The organism is Pedobacter fastidiosus (genome assembly GCF_014306625.1).
GTDB lineage: Bacteria > Bacteroidota > Bacteroidia > Sphingobacteriales > Sphingobacteriaceae > Pedobacter > Pedobacter fastidiosus.
Window position 1 is genome coordinate 22,317 of sequence record NZ_JACRYL010000008.1, and the last position, 16,713, is coordinate 39,029.

Genomic DNA, 16,713 nt, shown 5'->3' on the forward strand with positions numbered 1-16,713 from the left:
TTTAATTTAACTCACCCTCGTCACGTTCTTTTTCAACTCTGCTTCCAAAGTTTTCAATTCGCCATCGAGTACTCTTCTACTTTGCGCACCCGCCTCATGAATTTGTTTCACCTCGTTTAGCGTTTCAATTAAAGAAGAAGTCGTCATTTTTAATGTCTCCAACGAAACTACAGTTTTTTCGTTTTCTTTTGCAACATCAATACTATTCTGTTTCAACATTTCTGCATTTTTCTGCAAAATGGTATTTGTTGTGTCCGAAATCTTTTTCTGCATTTCTACATTGGCCTTTTGCCTTTGTAATGCAACCGCAATGGTTAATTGATTTTTCCAAACTGGAATAGTTGTGGAAACAATAGATTGAGCCTTTTCTGCGATAGATGTGTTATTGTTTTGAACCACTCTAATTTGAGCCAAAGATTGTAGCATAATAAAACGTACAATTTTCATATCGGCCAATCTTTTATCCAATCTACTGATGAAATCTCTTAAATCGGCAATTTCATAATCTTCGTAATCAGCTGGTCTACCTTCCATTTCTGCAAGTTTTATGTTCAGCTCATTATACTTCAATTGACCAGAAATTATAAGGTCTTCCATCTGGTGGATATAGCTAACATTGCTATCAAACATGGTTTGCAACGAACTATTATCCTTGATGGAATTTAATCTACCAGCTTTAATTTTATTGGTTATTTTATCGATATTGTTAACCACTACATCATATTTTTGAAATAGCTTTTTAACATCAACAACCAAGTTCTTTAAAAAAGGAATTCTGGAAATGAATGATTTAAAACCACTTTGCTCAAGCTCAGAAACATCAATATAATTCAGTTCTGTTAGCAGTTCGTTTATCAATCCACCTACTTCGCCACTATTGTACGTTCTTACAGATGAAAGAAATTCATTACTGTATTTTTCCATTGAGTTCTGTGCATCACTTCCATAGTTTAAAATAGAATTGACATCAGAAGGTTCCAAAGATTTACCAAGCTCTTTATACTTTGCAGTTTCTTCGGTTGTTATATTTTCGAGGTTTACATTCCCATCTTTATCCAGTTTAACCGGTGTAAGACTTTGAGTAACGTTAGGGTTGGTTTCCATAGTTTTTAATTTATAAGCTTAGGGCTATAAATATGCTTGAGCTACTGTTTTAACGGTATCTTCTAATTTTTTATCTTTTGTAGGCTCGCCAATTGCGTTGAATTTCCATTCTCCATTTTTCTTGTAGAAAACGCCCATCACCATAGAAACATGTCCAGCAAAGTTTGATCCATGCGCAATATCGTAAGTTGCAAATACTTCATTTACTCTTTTAGTGGTTCCTTCGTAAATACGGATAGATGCAAATGGAATGGTTCCAAAATCATGACCTCTAAAACTGTTTAAAACAAATGCAACATAAGTTACGCTTGCATCTAATCCAGAAAAATCTAATGTAATAATTTCATTATCCAAACCATCATCACCACCCATATCTCCAGTTAAATCATCGCCACTATGCTTAACAGAGCCATTTTTAGATTTTAAATTACCAAAATAAACTACTTCTGTAAGTTGCTTATTTTCGTTAAACAAGGCACAACTCGCATCTAAATCAACCGCTTCTTTTGATGATCCGAAACCGAATAATCCTTTTTTCTCTATAGCGCCCCAATTAATACCTACGCAAACGTTCTGTAACTTACTTCCGTTGCTTTTTTCTAGACTTATACGTTGTCCTTTTTGAAGATTGATTGCCATAATTTTATTGATATTTATTGATATAATCCTGTAAACCACCTTTCATTCCAACGCCTACTGCCTCGAATTTCCATTTGCCTTCACGCTTGTAAATTCTTCCAAACTCAACAGCCGTTTCAATGGAGAAATCTTCTTCAAGCTCATATTTTAATACAACTTCGTTTGTTACTGCATCAAAAATACGTACAAAAGAATTTCTTACCTGACCGAAATTTTGTCTTCTATTTTCTGCATCGTGAATGGTTACAACAATACAAATTTCACTAACTTTTGAATCAGCCTTAGTTAAATCAACCTTGATTTGTTCATCATCACCATCGCCATCGCCCGTTAAATTATCGCCAGTATGTTCAACAGATCCATCTGGAGAAACTAAATTGTTATAGAACACAAAGTTTTCATCCGAAATTAATTTTTTCTGATCGCTTAATAAGAAAACGGAAGCATCTAAATCAAAGGCAGAACCTGTGGATGAGCTATTGGTATCCCAACCTAAACCTATAGTAAATTTCGGAGCATCGATATTTTCTCTCTGCCCCTTTTGCAAATTAATAGCCATATTAAATTAATTTATAATTATTGTTTTTTATGTAATTCTTAATTAGATGTAAGTTTTGTGCATACGCTTCAATTGTATGGTAATTGTTGCCTAAGGAAAGATCGTAAAGCTGATTTATAAAATTGTTATCTCTTTGTTCCAAAAAGATTGAAAAGCTATCTGAACTTGTATTTAAAATATATTTCACAATCCTGGTGTTGAAGCAAAAATTTCCACTTTCAATAATTTCTTCCAGATCAAAAATAGATTTTATTTGATGATAGTTTAGGAAATTTTCTACGTTGGGATGAATATTTTTATTTATCAATTCGGCAAAATAAAGCATGTGAATTTCATTCTTAAGTCCATATTCCTTTGCCATTTTAAGAATCATCCTTTCATGGCTTCCAGTGATCTTAATATCATCCAAAAACAAAAGCGTTTTCCCTTCTAAAAAATCTTTATCGATGTGGAAAGAATCATTGCCGATCAACATCATTCGCTCCTCTGCGCTCAGTTCACCATAATCTTCCTTGTAGGTAATGGTTCGATGTACCTTAGCTTCTTGAATTGATAAACCGCCATTTTCGACCAGCCAACGGTTTAGCTGACTTACGAAATAGTTTTTCATGGCAAAAGTTGCCGTTGGAATAAAACTGTATGGACTAGAAATAACTACAATCTGATCTGTAATTAAATTATCAGCCAGATAATATTTAATGAAACCATCGGCCAAGTCTTTTCCGAAAGATCTGGCTACTAAGTTATCACCAAACTTAAAACGACTATAATCATTGGCATCAAAGCCAAAATCGACGGTATTATCTATTTTATGGAGTGAGTAACTATACGGTATCATGAGAGTAAGTGTAAAATAGATAAATTATTTGAATTGATAAGCAAACCATTAATGCCGACCGCGTGTGCGCCATTAACATCGGCAACAGGATTATCACCAACATGAATTACTTCTGTAAGTGCAAGTTCGGGATGTTTCCGTTTATCGATCGTATTCAGCATAAGTTGAAAAAAATCAGGATTGGGCTTAGACATACGCACTTCATCAGAATAAAGCTGAAAATCTATAAACTGATCGATTTGTAAATGGCTTAATACTTTTCGCAATGTTTTACCTTTTATAAAGCCTGTATTACTCAAAATATTTGTTGAGCTTTTATTATCGGCCTCTTTAATTTTAGATAGAACGGGAATGCAATTGTTACAGTACAACAAAGGCATGTGATTAAGCAAAAGACTTTCCATTTCCAAATAAAGTGCTTCTAAATCCACTTCATCATAATTGAAAGAAAAATCATTTATCATAGTGATTACCATGAGATACATTTCATCGGCATCAACATTTTTACCCGTTTTTTCGTTAATGGCATTTACCATTAAATCTACCTGACGAAAAATTACCGCAATCTCTTCTATGCTTTTTTGCTTAGCATTGTATTTCTCAAAAAAGTATCTTGTTCTTTCTTGTTTAAACGTAGGATTAGATTTAATTAGCGTTAGCCACAAATCGAACGAATAGTGTTTGTAAAATGCCATTAATGGTATATTTTCCTTATTTAGTGTAAAATGAAACACTAATATTACAAATTTGAGTTACAAATTGTAATATGTGTATATAGAATTTACAATAAAAGATTTATCCAGATTTAAGATTTCTCTAAAACCTCTTCAGCTTTATCGGCAACCTGAATATCGCTTTTATGTTTTTTGGGATAGTTAAATAATAAGGAGGAAAGTACGGGTAAAATGAATATGGCAACAGTAAAAATCGAAACAAAAAGATCAGTCTTTTCGCCTTCTATTAAATGAGAAATTGGAGAATTTGGCTGAAAGTGAGTAAACAATGATGAGGTTAATTTTAAGCCTAAAACGCCAATAACAATAAAGGCAACGGTTTCTAAGAAAGTAAATTTTTCCATTAATTTAACAAAGGCTTGCGCAACAAATCGCATGGCCAAAATACCAATAAAAACCCCGATATAGATTAGCCAAATGTGATCGGTAAAAGCCACCGCAGCGAAAACATTATCAATTGAAAATGCAAGATCCATAACCTCTACCAAAGCAACTGTTGCCCAAAATGTACCAATTAAGCCCACTGTAGATTTATAAATCCAGCTTTTGCTTTTATCTACTTCTTCTTCCTCTGTATTATTTTTAGAATTTTTCTTTCTAAAATAATCAAAAGCAAGGTATAATAAATACAATCCACCTAATGGTTTAAGCCACCAAATCTTAACCAACCACGCTGCCAGAAATAAACAAATTCCACGAAAAACATAAGCACCAATAATACCATATTTAAGTGCTTTATCTCTTTGATTTTTAGGTAAATCCATTACCATTGTAGCCAAAACAGCAGCATTATCGACAGAAAGAAGACTTTCAATAACGATTAAGTTTAAAATAATAAGTAGTCCGGCTTGAATATCGTCGCCTAAAATTGTGTGTAAGAAATCCATAGATCTAATAGTAAGTTCGTCAAATTAAATTTAGTATAGCAAAGAAACAAATTATTCCCGTTCCTAAAAGTTTTGACACATATATTTTGCATAAGGAGTATCTTTTATTAGAATGGCCGATTAAAGTTCTGTTACAGATTAATATTTTTTTATTAATCGAAATGTTTAATAAATCCTAATGCAGACGTTCAACACAGCTGACCATCAATCACTTAAAGATAAACGTAAAAATCAAACATTTGAGAATCAGTTAATTATTCTATATTTGATTGTCTCATCCACTATTCACATAAGTTAAAAATATTCTAAATTAATCATGAAATATTTCGCCATCCCACTTCTATTTTTTTTCATTTTTACGGCTTGTAGAAAGAAAAATAACGATTCGAGCACGGACAATTCAAGTAACTCGACAACTGTAACGCCAACCGGAAACGGAATTGTATCATCTTCAACTCCATTTAAAGATTTTATTGCAGTAAATGCATTTGAATGGGATGTTACGCAAGAAAGCAACCATGAAGTAATAGATGAAGCCAAAATAAACCTGTTAAAATCCTTTTCTGGAATTAGGCATTATCTTGATTGGATGAGAATTGAGCCAGCGCAAGGAAAATACACATTTAGTCCGGGGCACAATGGGGGTTGGGATTACGATTTAATTTACCAGAAGCTGAAAGATGTGAATATAGATGTGCTTCTCGATATGAAAAATTGCCCAGATTGGTTGGCTAATACCTATCCGGTAGGTGAACGTGATGGCGACAACGTACCTGCACCTTATGGTTTAGATCGAAGCGATCCGGCGTCATACATTATTCAGGCTAAAGCAGGTTTCCAAGTTGCAGCTAGATATGGAACCAATAAAAGTATCGACCCAACTCTTGTAACTGTAGATGCCTCTCTTCGCTGGACAGGAGATAGAGCTAATACTGTAAAAATAGGTTTGGGCTTAATTAAATATATCGAATGTGATAATGAAAGAGATAAGTGGTGGAAAGGTAAAAAAGCAGAACAAACACCAGAAGAATATGCAGCCAATATGTCGGCATTTTACGATGGCAATAAAGGCAAATTAGGCAAGAATGTGGGCGTAAAAACAGCAGATCCAAATATGGTTGTAGTCATGGGCGGGCTTGCTACTGCTGATCCTAATTTTGTTGTTAAAATGATTGACTGGTGCAAGAAAAATAGAGGTACAAAAGCAGATGGAACAGTTGATTTATGCTTTGATGTAATTAACTATCATTTATATCCAAACAATGCATTTACGAATGGCGGAAACGCAACTGTTGGCGTATCACCAGAGCTTTCGAATATTGGAAGTGTTGCTGATAAATTTATTGCAATGGCAAAAGATAATGCTAATAATGTGCCTGTTTGGATTACGGAGACGGGTTATGATGTTGGTACACAAACACCACAGAGAGCCATTGCTATCGGAACCAAGACATCCTCAATAACTCAGGCAGATTGGAATTTGCGAACTTCTCTTTTGTATGCAAGAAAAGGCTTAAAAAGATGTATGTTTTATATGCTGGATGATGTTGATATTAACAGCACAATCCAATACTCATCATCAGGATTTGTAAATAGTGCTGGTAGAAGACCATCTGCAGATTATATGTTACAAACAAAAAATCTTTTAGGTAATTATTTTTATAATTCAACTTTAAGTGCTGATCCGATTGTGGATTTATATAAGCTTGATAAGAAAGAAATGTATGTATTAACAATTCCTGACCAAAAAGGTAGAACCGGAACTTACGAACTTAACTTAGGTGATTCTAAACAAGCCATTATCCATACTTTGCAACCAGGTAAAGATGTTACGTTAGACAAAACAGTTAACACAGTAAATGGCAAATTGACTGTTGAGGTATCTGAAACACCAGTATTTGTTGAGAAGCTCTAGCTGAAAAAACATAAGAAGAGGCTGTCTCAAAAAGAAAAATCATTCTGTCAAAACAGAATAAAAATATTGTTTTGAAACCTGCTTTTTAACCTCTCCCTATGAAAGTTTGTGGTTTTTGGGTTGGCATTGCATCCCTCTCCTTGAGGAGAGGGAAACGAAAGACTATTTTTTGAACCATCGGAACTCTCTCTCACAGGTCATTAAATCTCTATTTTCAAGGAGAGTGACAGCAAAACACTAGCCAAAGCAAAAAATCTTAACAGGGTGAGGTAAAAATCACTCGAAAAATTTAATTTGGCAACTATTCTTGGATTTAGACTTTTGTTACATCCTGTTTTTTGGAATTTTTATTTCATTTCCAATTGATAAACAGATCCCTTCTCCCCAGCTAAAATTATAGAATTGCCTTTTGGAGACTTCTGAACAGCATTAAAACTTTTATCAGAGATGTGTTTCCAATTCTTGCCACCGTCAATAGAAATATCAGAACCTGAAGTTCCGATTGCTACCAAAGTTTTTCCGTTGATATAAGTTATTCCCGAACGATAGCCCAAAACCGGGGTTGTTGGTTTCTGCCAAGTTTTACCTCCATCATTGGTCAACAATATATTATTACTGTTTTCCTTGTCTTTTACATAATTGCCACCAACAACAACTCCGTTTTTAGCATTATAAAAATCCATTGAAAAAGGCCCCGTACTATTCTCTCCTTGCCAAATTGGACATTTAAAAATCTGCCATGTTTCTCCATAATCAGGAGAATAATAAATATTAGAAACCATCCCTCCGCTGGCTATCCAAACTTTGCCACCAGGTAAGGTTTTAATTGTTGTTCCGCTTGCAGCAAAACCTGCTTCGCCATTTGCTACTGGGAATTTAAGATTACTCGAAATATCTACCCAAGTTTTGCCTGCATCAATGGTTTTTAGCAGTTGCATTTTATTGTTGATTGGATCACCAAAGATTATGCCTCTGTTTTTATCCCAAAAACTTATTCCATCTAAAAATATAGCGCTATCCAAATTTTTATAGGTTTCTGTCCATGTTTCTCCCCCATCAATAGTTTTTAAAATGTAACCAGGAGAACCAGCATTAACAATAATGGCTTGCTTATCATCAAAAGCTTCTAGATCTCTGAAATCTAATTTCTCATATCCCTTAGGCTTTACCCACTGCCAATTTACACCACCATTAGTTGTTTTGCCCACAGTTCCATTGCTACCACTTACCCAGATTACCTGATCAGAAACGATGTTTAAGCCACGAATACTGGTTTTGGTATTCTCATTGAGAGCCTTAAACGAATACGTTTGGGCAGTACAAAAAAAAGGTGCTATTAATAAGCACCAGATTAATTTTTTCATCTAAATTGTTTATTTAACTCTTCTAAATGTTTCCGATCGGCCAAGAAGCGAAATTCCAACATAACCTCGAACATTTAAAACGTCGTTACCTTTTAAGGTCATGTTACAGCTATAAGTTTTACCACTTTTTGGATCATAAATAGTTCCATCAGTCCACTTACCATCCTCATAAACAAAATCTTTTAAAATTTCTAAGTTTAACAATGGTCTTTTTTGAAGATTTTCGGCAGGATTGTTAGCATCCATTTTAGGTTTTCCGTTAAGATTTGGTTCTTTTAACCAAGCCAGTTTGCCATAGTATTTATCGCCTTTTTTATAAATTTCTATTTGTCCTTCTCCTGAAGGATTTAACCATTTACCTACAATGGCATCTTTACTTTGGGCAATTGCGTTGTAGGATATCGCAATAAATAATAGCATTAGAAATGGGAGCTTTCTCATAATTAATTTTTAGTTAGTGTTTAAAGATAGTAATTTGACCTTTATAACAGTAAAAAACATCAAAAATTATGAGAAAGCAAAAAAACAGCAAAAAATTACTTAGCAACCAGCAATGTGGTATAATTTTTACGGTAGGCATAAGCCAAAAACAAATTTGCAAGAAGTAAAATAACCGCCATAGGCAAGTCTTTCGGACCTAAAAAAGCATGATAAAGAAAAATGTTTAGGGTAACTGGGAAAATAACCACAACTGCCAGCGGAACAAAACGACCAATTACCAGCGCAAGGCCACAAATAAGCTCGGTAGCTTTAATTAACGGAAACAAATAAACAGATGCCATTACGCCCGACATGAATGTTTTTTGATCGACCGACATTGCTGGCTCTTCCATTGGAATATGAAAGAAATAAACTACAGCTCCAAATACAAACAGAGCACCAAGAAGTAATCTAACAATAATAATTGCAATTTTCATAAAATCTAGTTTTGGTTAATTGGTTAGTTTAAATTTACTAAAAGCAAGGTCTATTAATAACCTTTATAAATTATTTTGTTTTATAATCGTGATTTACCATCCAATGGATCCCAAATTTATCGGTAAGCATTCCAAAAAGCGCTCCCCAAAACATTTTATCAAGAGGCATTGTAGCCGTTCCACCAGCAGATAAACCATTAAAAATTTTGTGGGCTTCTTCTTCGCTCTCCGCATCTACCGAGAGCGAAATACCTGTTCCATAAGTGGCCATTGGCATTGGTGCTATAACATCCGTACCCATTAAAACATTGCCACCAATGGGTAAAGCAATGTGCATGATCTTATCTTGTTCGTCAGCCATCATTCCATCACAAGCAGGGGTATCCTTATAACGCTGTACTGTAATAAATTCGCCCCCAAATACCGATTTGTAAAAATTAAATGCTTCCTCTGTGTTGCCATTAAAATTTAAATACGAGTTAACTGTTGCCATGTTTTTGTTTTTTGTGCCCTAGAGCAATTAATTATTATTTGTTTTGTTTATAGTTTAATCCAATCATTTACAAAATCTTTGAGCTGGCTGGTTTTATTATGAATATCTATTAAACTGTAAAACCTAGCTTCTCTCCTATCTTTCCATTTACCTTGTAACAATCCTTCGCTTTCGATTATATTTCCATCATAAAAAATAAAAATGATTTGTACGTATCCCTTTGCACGAAGATTAAATGCTGCAAAATCTTTTACAAAATAAAAGCTTGGCGAATTCCACTTTATTCTTTCTTCGAGCTGATCATTAGCACTCAGAATTATAGACCTTAATAATTCCACTTCGGCTTTAAAAGGATGATCTAGATTTTCTAAATAAACATCTACCTCTTCTTTTCCTAATAATTGAGTTTGCTTGAATTTCATTTTTACAATTAGGCTAACTCTAACTTACTATAAATATTTATGAATAGTTACATATAATTCATACCTGAATAACCCAATAGTCTCCTCCATAATGCAATTTGGCCAATACAGTTTGCATCCCGATAGGTGCTGAAAGATATCATTTCGAATAAAGTAATCTCCATTCCCGGCACTTTATAAGCTTCATCTAATTTCTCTTCTGTAGCATTAATTAAAACTTCGTGTAGCATTGGCGAAATTTTATTCCAATCTTTTTTTAACCTATTAAGAGTTGGGTAATTTGCATCATCAATGATTCCTCTATTATCTTTAAAAAGTTCATCAGTTACAGAATTAAGTTCAATTCCAAAAGATTTGGCTAAATAGTATCGCCCATAAACCATACTTCCAGTAATCCAAGCGATATGATTAGCTTTGGTATCGAGTCTTTTTTGTGCATCTTCCTCATTTATGCCATTTAACGCTCTAATTAAAAAATCTGTGTGCATTTCGAATAAAATCAAAATGCCATATAGTCGACTACTTACTGGATTCGTTTTCATATCTAAGAATTAAGATTAACATCAGTAAAGTTAAATCATCTGGATGCTAACTATCCTTGCCTTAAAAGTCAATATTGGGGGGGCATTTAAGACAATTTTTATATATTTAGAATAATAAAAAATCTAGCCAATGATCAAAGTAGGTATTTTACTCACTCAACATTATAAATTATTAAGCGTTGCAGCCATCCTGGATGTTTTTGGAACTGCAAACAAATTCCATCAAGAAATGGGAAAGGAACCACCCTATGAAATTAATCTCTTAAATAATGATGATCAAACAGATGGTTTTTTCGATGCTTATAAAGCTGAGTCTATTGCCAAAAATGAAAAATACAACTTAATTGTAATTCCTGCTTTTACAACTGAAAACATACAACATTCGATTAAAATTAATGCTGCGTTTATTCCTTGGCTTTGTAAGCAATATCAAGCAGATGCAGAAATAGCAACAGTTTGTACGGGCGCATTTTTACTCGGCGCAACGGGCTTGCTAGATGGTAAGGTAGCAACAACCCATGTAGATGCTTGTTCTGCCTTTTCGAAAGCTTTTCCGGCAGTAAAACTTAAGGGCGATAAAACGGTTACGCAAGATGGAAGATTATATACAAGTGGAGGGGCAACTTCTTCATTCCACTTGTTGCTACATTTACTACAAAATCATTGCGGAAAAGAAATTGCAATAAAGACTGCTAAAATATTTGCCATTGATATGGACAGACAAAATCAATCTTATTTCAGTTCTTTCCAACCATCCAGGCATCATAATGATAATTTAGTAGCGTCCGCTCAAGAAAAAATTGAAAGTAATTATCAAGATGTTTCCACAATTGAAGAAATGATTAAGGACATTCCATCAAGTAGGCGAAATATTGTTAGGAGATTTAAACAAGTGATTGGAATAACACCGATAGAGTACCTACAGCAAACACGGATTGAAGCCGCTAAAAAACTACTGGAAGAAACTGCGCAACAAATGACAGAAGTAATCTATAACTCTGGCTACAACGACCCAAAAGCATTTAGAAAGGTTTTCCGTAAAGCTGTGGGAATGACACCATCAGAATACCGAGATAAATTCCAGGCGAGATAGTAATTTATGTTGTATTAGAACATATTTAAAAGCAGTAAACGTACTACTAACTCACTCTATATGAATGAACTTCAACCCTGTCTTTGTTAAAATACTTTAAATTTAAATATCCAAAGACTTAGTAAAAAGGAATTTTATTTTATCAAAAACTTATCCATTAATGTTAGTAACATTTTGGAAATAAATGCGTTATTCCTTTAAATTTATGATAACTTAACGTTAAAATAACACTAACCAAATCACGTTTCATATGAGCACATTCCTATTAGCCGTTCTAATATTTTACGCATTCTCATTTGCCATCATTACTTATTGCTATTATTCTGCTGAGCAGATTCCTAGGTACTACGACGAATTTTAATTCAATTGATCTTTTATGAATAGATTTCTGCTGCTATTCCTGAATCTTTCTTATTGTTACTGAGCCTCTGTTAACTTTATAACAACACTGGTTCTACCCGAATTTACATCCGGGTTAAATCCTATCTTCATTAAGAAATCTCCACTGTAGATCTTACTTTCATCAATCGATGATTTTGTTCCCGGATATAGATTTATCTCTTTAAGCTTATATTTCTTTGCTGAATCAAGACCTTGCAGTTTAATTGGAAACTTACTGTTTTCGCCATATCTGTTATTTACTAAGTAATTAAAAATTATACCAGATGATTTAGCTAAATCTAGATAGAACATGGATGCAACGCTAGATTCTCTAGGATTGGATAAACGATATTGATCGCCTTGCCAAATGATGGTTTTATTTTCATTATAGCTTTTTATTGCTTCCTGGCAATATCGAAGATCATTTTCTGGAAGTTTGCTCACCACAATATCAAAACCTAGTTTTCCCATCATGGCCACATCGGTTCTAAATTTTATAGGTTGTTTGCCCCAATCGGTAACATGGTTCGAGCTAGAAATTGCAGGATAGAAATAGGAATATTCCCATTGAATGAAAATACGCTCCATAGGATCAGTGTTATCACTTGGCCAAAATTCCGTAAAGTACTTAAGCGCAGCGTAATCTACCCGGCCACCACCACCAGAACAAAGCATCATTGGTACTTTTGGATATTTAGCTCTGATTCTTTCCAAAACCGAATATAATCCTTTAACATAGTCGATGTAAAAACTCGATTGATCTTTTAAATGTGATGAGTAAGCATTGTAAATTACCGCATTACAATCCCATTTAATGTACGCCAAAGTGGGATTATCAGTAAAAAGTTTATCTACAATTCCGTATACAAAGTTTTGAACTTCAGGATTGCTTAAATCTAGAACCAATTGATTTCTAAAATAATATTCGTCACGTTTCGGTTGTTTTACAACCCAATCCGGATGTTTTTCATAAAGCTCACTTTTCGGATTTACCATTTCCGGTTCAATCCAGATCCCGAATTTTACATTGTTATTCTGTGCTTCTTTAACCAAAGAAGAAATACCATTTGGCAACTTACTTTTATTTTCCTGCCAATCGCCCAAGCCAGCATGATCATCATTTCGGGGATATTTGTTTCCGAACCAGCCATCATCCAATAAAAACATATCGACACCAAGCTTTTTTGTATCCTTTAATAAATCAGCAAGTTTTTGTTCGTTAAAATCGAAATATGTTGCTTCCCAATTATTTAGAAGCGTTAATCGATCTCCCTTTCCATTTAACATCTGATAATTACGGGCCCAGTTTTGAAGCTTACGACTTGCGCCTCCCTTTCCCTGATCAGAAAAAGTATAAAGAAACTTTGGTGTAACAAAGGTTTCGTTCGGTTTTAGCTTATATGGAGATACATAATTATTCATTCCTGCAATAATGCGGAGGTTATCCTGATAATCTAATTCCAGATCAACCCGAAAATTACCACTCCATTCCATGGCTCCGTACAAAACATTTCCCTGATTTTCTGTTGCAGGTTGATCCAAAGAAACCATAAATACCGAAGGCTGAAATAGATTTGCCCTGGTTCCCAATTTGCTATCAAGCGTTTTAATACCGTGTGTTATTTTGCTTTCTTCTGGTTGCATTTCCTTTGCCCAATCGCCATGATATTGACGCAACCAAAAATTTTCCGCCTTTAAATGAAGATTAGCTGAGGCAAATTTTTGCAACACTACATCTCCCTTTTCATGGTGATCAATTTCTGTCCATTGTTCTACCACATCCTCTTTAAAGTATAATTTATAATTTAGTTTAACATAAAAATCGTAAACCGGATCTTTAAGTACAACAGAAATAATAGATACATTATCGTCTATTTTTTGAGTGCCATGAGAACGATATTCCAAATTGAGACTATTATTTCCATCACTATGAATAACGGAGATTGCGGGCTCTACTAAATTTCTAGATCCCGATGGAGTGTAAGCGGAATTTAATTGCCCAGTGTAATCACTGGTTTGCTTGTATGTTTTGCTTATTTCTTTATATTCTTTTGCCGAATTAAGCTTTTTACCGAAGTATATCGTATTTACATCCTTACCTGCTTCAATTTGAAGTACAAGGGCATTATGTTCGGTTTCTATTGGAATGATTACTTGAGCGATTGTGATATTCGAAAACATCAAACTCACGATTGCAGTGCTAAAAGCGAACTTTAAAGATTTTATTACTTTATGGGATTGTTTATTCATTTGGTTAGGTTTTGGAGCACTGCCACTTTATTCATGTTAAAACAGCGTAGAGAACAAATATAAAATTTATAGCTTAACAGCTATTATTTCTTTCGATTTACATTTTATAAATTAATTATCTTGCAGGAAATATTTATATATCGCCACCATATTGAAGTCATTTATTGTGTGCTCCTACCGTAAAATCTTAAGTAACCTATCTTCGGAGATTATTGAAACGCAAAACTTATTTATGCACTAATAATTTAACGGTAAAAGCAAAATTTCAAACTATGCGGCGATTAACACCAGTAGAATTTAAACAGTCCTTTTACAAAAATTAATTATGGCTTATTGCGATCATATAGAAACCATGCAACCCGAAGAGCGGAAAGCATTACACAAAAACTATCACGACAACCATTATGGATTTCCTATTCATGATGATAATGAGTTATTTGGGAGATTGATACTTGAAATTAATCAGGCCGGTTTAAGTTGGGAAACGATTTTAAAAAAGGAAATTTCCTTTAGAAAAGCGTATAGTAATTTTGAGATTCAAAAGGTTGCCAATTATACTGAACAAGATCGAGAACGTTTATTAAATGACGCCGGAATTATCCGCAACAAGTTGAAAGTAAATGCTGCTATCGAGAATGCGAAAAGCATTATGTCACTTCAGAAAGAATTTGGTTCTTTTGAAAAATGGTTAGAAAATCATCATCCTAAAACTAAAGAAGAATGGGTTAAGCTCTTTAAAAAAACATTTAAATTTACAGGTGGAGAAATTGTTAACGAATTTTTAATGAGCATTGGTTACCTGCGTGGAGCTCATTCGCCTAACTGCGCTATTAATAAGAAAATCGAAAAACTACAGCCAATGTGGCTAAATAAAAAATAATTGGATGAAAAATTTAGATTTTAAAACGATTAAAGAGCGATTAATAAACCTTTGAGAAATTTACCACCGGTTGGAGAAACAACATCATGGAAGGGGAGAAAAAATACCTTTGCTAATTAAATGATTAAGTCAAAATTTTTTATCCCCAACTGGTTTAAGAGTTCGCTAATTCAGCGGTCTCTTAAATCTATAATAAAAACGAAGACTTTGTCTTAAGATAAAACACTTACAAAGCAATAAAAAACAGAACCGCAAGCGGTGGGCTTTCTTTGAAATGTTTAATACAGAAAGCTAATTTCGGTCTGGAGACCTTGGTTTTCAAAAGGGATTTAAGTCGCCCTGCGGAAGACTTAAACCAGAACGGACTTAAACCAGAACTGGAAGGGGAGAAAAAATACTTTTCATTATTAAAGGATTAAGCTAAAAATTATTTTTCGAAAATTGAAGATAGAAAATTTAATTTCTTGAAGATGCAACCTTTATACTATTGCTACTGTCTTATGTACAGTTTAGTTTAGTTAATAATATGACTATGAGGGGCCACAATGGATGTTGTGGCCCTTTTAAATTTACTGTATATTAATCGGATAAGTGCTCGTTTGAGTAATTTCTGCTGAATATTAGATAGGATATAATCAGGATTATCGGAACAGAATACCAAGTCAGTGCATAAAGGAAGCCTAAAAACAGAACATTAAAAATTAGAAATATCCAAAACAAAAAGCGTTTCATGTTATTGCCAATCGCATACATTATACTTCTATATAGGAGTAAAATTGATAACCCTAATAAGATGATGCGACTAGAATGATCAAAACGTTGAGTAGTAACTAGCCATAAAATTTCTGGAAACAGTAATACTAAATAATTTAAACATGGGCCAAGAAACATTTTAATTTTACTATAAGGAAAGTTATGCGAGAAATATAAAAAGCGCTCGTTAAAACCATATTCCTTATAAATAATTATTGCATGCGCTGTAATTAAGATAATTATCGTTAAAGTGCCGATAGAAAATTCTTTCGCAGTTTCAGTGAAAAATAACGAAATACAAATTATAAATAGATATGAAACAATCTTGGTGATTAAGAAAGTTAGTTTCATTTTATCCAACACTAGATAAGTAAAAAGAATAAAAAAAGGTTTTGCCCATTTTTTAGTAAGCGAGCCAGCTACTGTTGTTGCTCTTTTGTGGACAAGACTGTTTATTCTTTGAATATAACTATATGCAATGAAGGCATTAAGAAAAGCTAAAAACAACACAATACAAATTGGAAGTAAATAATAACCATAAATTAAGCCAATAACAGTTGCAAATATGGTGTAGATCCATAAGGGAAGAAAAATTTTGAACTGAACCAGAAACCAGCTTTTAAACTGGATGTATTTTCTAAAAGATGTTGTGCTGTAAAATAAAAATTCATTATTAGCAATAGATAGTTGCTTTACAACGTACTGCCAACTTTTAAAGCCATAACCTAAACAAACTATAAAATAAATAATTAAAACCAGCGGACTACTTACTAGAGCCAAAGTTATGGCCAGATTCCATTCTGTTACTGCCCACATTGGCACAGTACCAAAGGTATTTATAAAAAAGAAATAAATTATTAGAGTAGAAAATAAAAAAAGTAGTGCACCGGCATGCATTTTAAAAAAACCATTCGCAAATATCTTTTTGAGGATCTCCGTCAT

General features: G+C 33.7%; 17 protein-coding genes. 3 read left to right on the plus strand and 14 right to left on the minus strand.

Features of this window, described 5'->3' with window-relative positions; genetic code table 11:
* Positions 1 to 6: 6 nt before the first annotated feature.
* From H7U22_RS10165 to H7U22_RS10190, 6 genes are all read right to left on the minus strand, one after another.
* Positions 7 to 1,104, minus strand: coding sequence for a toxic anion resistance protein (locus tag H7U22_RS10165; RefSeq protein WP_187071253.1), 1,098 nt, complete (start codon positions 1,102 to 1,104; stop codon positions 7 to 9).
* 24 nt (positions 1,105 to 1,128) lie between these two features.
* The gene (locus tag H7U22_RS10170) at positions 1,129 to 1,743 is read right to left on the minus strand and encodes a TerD family protein (protein ID WP_187071254.1); all 615 of its coding nucleotides are present in this window, start codon (positions 1,741 to 1,743) and stop codon (positions 1,129 to 1,131) included.
* 4 nt (positions 1,744 to 1,747) lie between these two features.
* On the minus strand, positions 1,748 to 2,302 hold the full coding sequence (locus H7U22_RS10175; RefSeq protein WP_187071255.1) for a TerD family protein: 555 nt from the start codon (positions 2,300 to 2,302) through the stop codon (positions 1,748 to 1,750).
* A gap of 1 nt (position 2,303) precedes the next feature.
* Positions 2,304 to 3,140 carry a phosphoribosyltransferase family protein gene (locus H7U22_RS10180; protein WP_187071256.1) on the minus strand — a complete coding sequence of 279 codons (837 nt, stop codon included), beginning with the start codon at positions 3,138 to 3,140 and terminating at the stop codon, positions 2,304 to 2,306.
* Positions 3,137 to 3,835 carry an HAD family hydrolase gene (locus H7U22_RS10185; protein ID WP_187071257.1) on the minus strand — a complete coding sequence of 233 codons (699 nt, stop codon included), beginning with the start codon at positions 3,833 to 3,835 and terminating at the stop codon, positions 3,137 to 3,139. Before H7U22_RS10185 ends, H7U22_RS10180 begins: the two co-directional genes overlap by 4 nt.
* A 110-nt stretch (positions 3,836 to 3,945) precedes the next feature.
* On the minus strand, positions 3,946 to 4,761 hold the full coding sequence (locus tag H7U22_RS10190; RefSeq protein ID WP_187071258.1) for a TerC family protein: 816 nt from the start codon (positions 4,759 to 4,761) through the stop codon (positions 3,946 to 3,948).
* Positions 4,762 to 5,077: 316 nt separating this feature from the next.
* Between H7U22_RS10190 and H7U22_RS10195 the strand changes: the two genes are divergently transcribed.
* On the plus strand, positions 5,078 to 6,676 hold the full coding sequence (locus tag H7U22_RS10195; RefSeq protein ID WP_187071259.1) for a hypothetical protein: 1,599 nt from the start codon (positions 5,078 to 5,080) through the stop codon (positions 6,674 to 6,676).
* 347 nt (positions 6,677 to 7,023) lie between these two features.
* Here H7U22_RS10195 and H7U22_RS10200 read toward each other — a convergent pair whose 3' ends face one another.
* The 6 genes from H7U22_RS10200 to H7U22_RS10225 all read right to left on the minus strand — a co-directional run bounded on the left by H7U22_RS10200 (position 7,024) and on the right by H7U22_RS10225 (position 10,414).
* Complete coding sequence (locus H7U22_RS10200; RefSeq protein WP_187071260.1) at positions 7,024 to 8,040, minus strand: WD40/YVTN/BNR-like repeat-containing protein; 1,017 nt, start codon at positions 8,038 to 8,040, stop codon at positions 7,024 to 7,026.
* A 9-nt stretch (positions 8,041 to 8,049) separates the two neighbouring features.
* Positions 8,050 to 8,481: a DUF2147 domain-containing protein gene (locus tag H7U22_RS10205; protein WP_187071261.1), complete on the minus strand. Its 432-nt coding sequence runs from the start codon at positions 8,479 to 8,481 to the stop codon at positions 8,050 to 8,052.
* Between the two features lie 95 nt (positions 8,482 to 8,576).
* On the minus strand, positions 8,577 to 8,957 hold the full coding sequence (locus tag H7U22_RS10210; protein ID WP_187071262.1) for a DoxX family membrane protein: 381 nt from the start codon (positions 8,955 to 8,957) through the stop codon (positions 8,577 to 8,579).
* 70 nt (positions 8,958 to 9,027) lie between these two features.
* Positions 9,028 to 9,450, minus strand: coding sequence for a VOC family protein (locus tag H7U22_RS10215; protein WP_187071263.1), 423 nt, complete (start codon positions 9,448 to 9,450; stop codon positions 9,028 to 9,030).
* A 47-nt stretch (positions 9,451 to 9,497) separates the two neighbouring features.
* The gene (locus H7U22_RS10220; RefSeq protein WP_187071264.1) at positions 9,498 to 9,872 is read right to left on the minus strand and encodes a DUF1801 domain-containing protein; all 375 of its coding nucleotides are present in this window, start codon (positions 9,870 to 9,872) and stop codon (positions 9,498 to 9,500) included.
* A gap of 47 nt (positions 9,873 to 9,919) precedes the next feature.
* On the minus strand, positions 9,920 to 10,414 hold the full coding sequence (locus H7U22_RS10225) for a DinB family protein (protein ID WP_187071265.1): 495 nt from the start codon (positions 10,412 to 10,414) through the stop codon (positions 9,920 to 9,922).
* 130 nt (positions 10,415 to 10,544) lie between these two features.
* Here H7U22_RS10225 and H7U22_RS10230 point away from each other — a divergent pair, with 130 nt between their 5' ends.
* Positions 10,545 to 11,507 (plus strand): GlxA family transcriptional regulator, encoded by a 963-nt coding sequence (locus tag H7U22_RS10230; RefSeq protein WP_187071266.1) that lies wholly within the window; start codon positions 10,545 to 10,547, stop codon positions 11,505 to 11,507.
* Between the two features lie 417 nt (positions 11,508 to 11,924).
* On the opposite strand, the gene H7U22_RS10235 is transcribed toward H7U22_RS10230, so the two are convergent.
* Positions 11,925 to 14,138, minus strand: a complete 2,214-nt coding sequence (locus tag H7U22_RS10235) for an alpha-galactosidase (RefSeq protein ID WP_187071267.1) — start codon at positions 14,136 to 14,138, stop codon at positions 11,925 to 11,927.
* 325 nt (positions 14,139 to 14,463) lie between these two features.
* Here H7U22_RS10235 and H7U22_RS10240 point away from each other — a divergent pair, with 325 nt between their 5' ends.
* On the plus strand, positions 14,464 to 15,018 hold the full coding sequence (locus H7U22_RS10240) for a DNA-3-methyladenine glycosylase I (protein WP_187071268.1): 555 nt from the start codon (positions 14,464 to 14,466) through the stop codon (positions 15,016 to 15,018).
* Positions 15,019 to 15,597: 579 nt separating this feature from the next.
* On the opposite strand, the gene H7U22_RS10245 is transcribed toward H7U22_RS10240, so the two are convergent.
* On the minus strand, positions 15,598 to 16,713 hold the full coding sequence (locus H7U22_RS10245; RefSeq protein ID WP_187071269.1) for a hypothetical protein: 1,116 nt from the start codon (positions 16,711 to 16,713) through the stop codon (positions 15,598 to 15,600).

Excerpts from the sequence above, each read along its gene's own strand:
- H7U22_RS10215 (WP_187071263.1), bottom strand. The coding sequence starts at position 9,450 with ATGGCAACAGTTAACTCGTATTTAAATTTTAATGGCAACACAGAGGAA.
- H7U22_RS10230 (WP_187071266.1), top strand. The coding sequence starts at position 10,545 with ATGATCAAAGTAGGTATTTTACTCACTCAACATTATAAATTATTAAGC.
- H7U22_RS10240 (WP_187071268.1), top strand. The coding sequence starts at position 14,464 with ATGGCTTATTGCGATCATATAGAAACCATGCAACCCGAAGAGCGGAAA.
- H7U22_RS10195 (WP_187071259.1), top strand. The coding sequence starts at position 5,078 with ATGAAATATTTCGCCATCCCACTTCTATTTTTTTTCATTTTTACGGCT.
- H7U22_RS10170 (WP_187071254.1), bottom strand. The coding sequence starts at position 1,743 with ATGGCAATCAATCTTCAAAAAGGACAACGTATAAGTCTAGAAAAAAGC.
- H7U22_RS10220 (WP_187071264.1), bottom strand. The coding sequence starts at position 9,872 with ATGAAATTCAAGCAAACTCAATTATTAGGAAAAGAAGAGGTAGATGTT.
- H7U22_RS10185 (WP_187071257.1), bottom strand. The coding sequence starts at position 3,835 with ATGGCATTTTACAAACACTATTCGTTCGATTTGTGGCTAACGCTAATT.
- H7U22_RS10190 (WP_187071258.1), bottom strand. The coding sequence starts at position 4,761 with ATGGATTTCTTACACACAATTTTAGGCGACGATATTCAAGCCGGACTA.
- H7U22_RS10175 (WP_187071255.1), bottom strand. The coding sequence starts at position 2,302 with ATGGCTATTAATTTGCAAAAGGGGCAGAGAGAAAATATCGATGCTCCG.
- H7U22_RS10205 (WP_187071261.1), bottom strand. The coding sequence starts at position 8,481 with ATGAGAAAGCTCCCATTTCTAATGCTATTATTTATTGCGATATCCTAC.
- H7U22_RS10200 (WP_187071260.1), bottom strand. The coding sequence starts at position 8,040 with ATGAAAAAATTAATCTGGTGCTTATTAATAGCACCTTTTTTTTGTACT.
- H7U22_RS10210 (WP_187071262.1), bottom strand. The coding sequence starts at position 8,957 with ATGAAAATTGCAATTATTATTGTTAGATTACTTCTTGGTGCTCTGTTT.
- H7U22_RS10225 (WP_187071265.1), bottom strand. The coding sequence starts at position 10,414 with ATGAAAACGAATCCAGTAAGTAGTCGACTATATGGCATTTTGATTTTA.
- H7U22_RS10235 (WP_187071267.1), bottom strand. The coding sequence starts at position 14,138 with ATGAATAAACAATCCCATAAAGTAATAAAATCTTTAAAGTTCGCTTTT.
- H7U22_RS10245 (WP_187071269.1), bottom strand. The coding sequence starts at position 16,713 with ATGACGGAGATCCTCAAAAAGATATTTGCGAATGGTTTTTTTAAAATG.
- H7U22_RS10180 (WP_187071256.1), bottom strand. The coding sequence starts at position 3,140 with ATGATACCGTATAGTTACTCACTCCATAAAATAGATAATACCGTCGAT.
- H7U22_RS10165 (WP_187071253.1), bottom strand. The coding sequence starts at position 1,104 with ATGGAAACCAACCCTAACGTTACTCAAAGTCTTACACCGGTTAAACTG.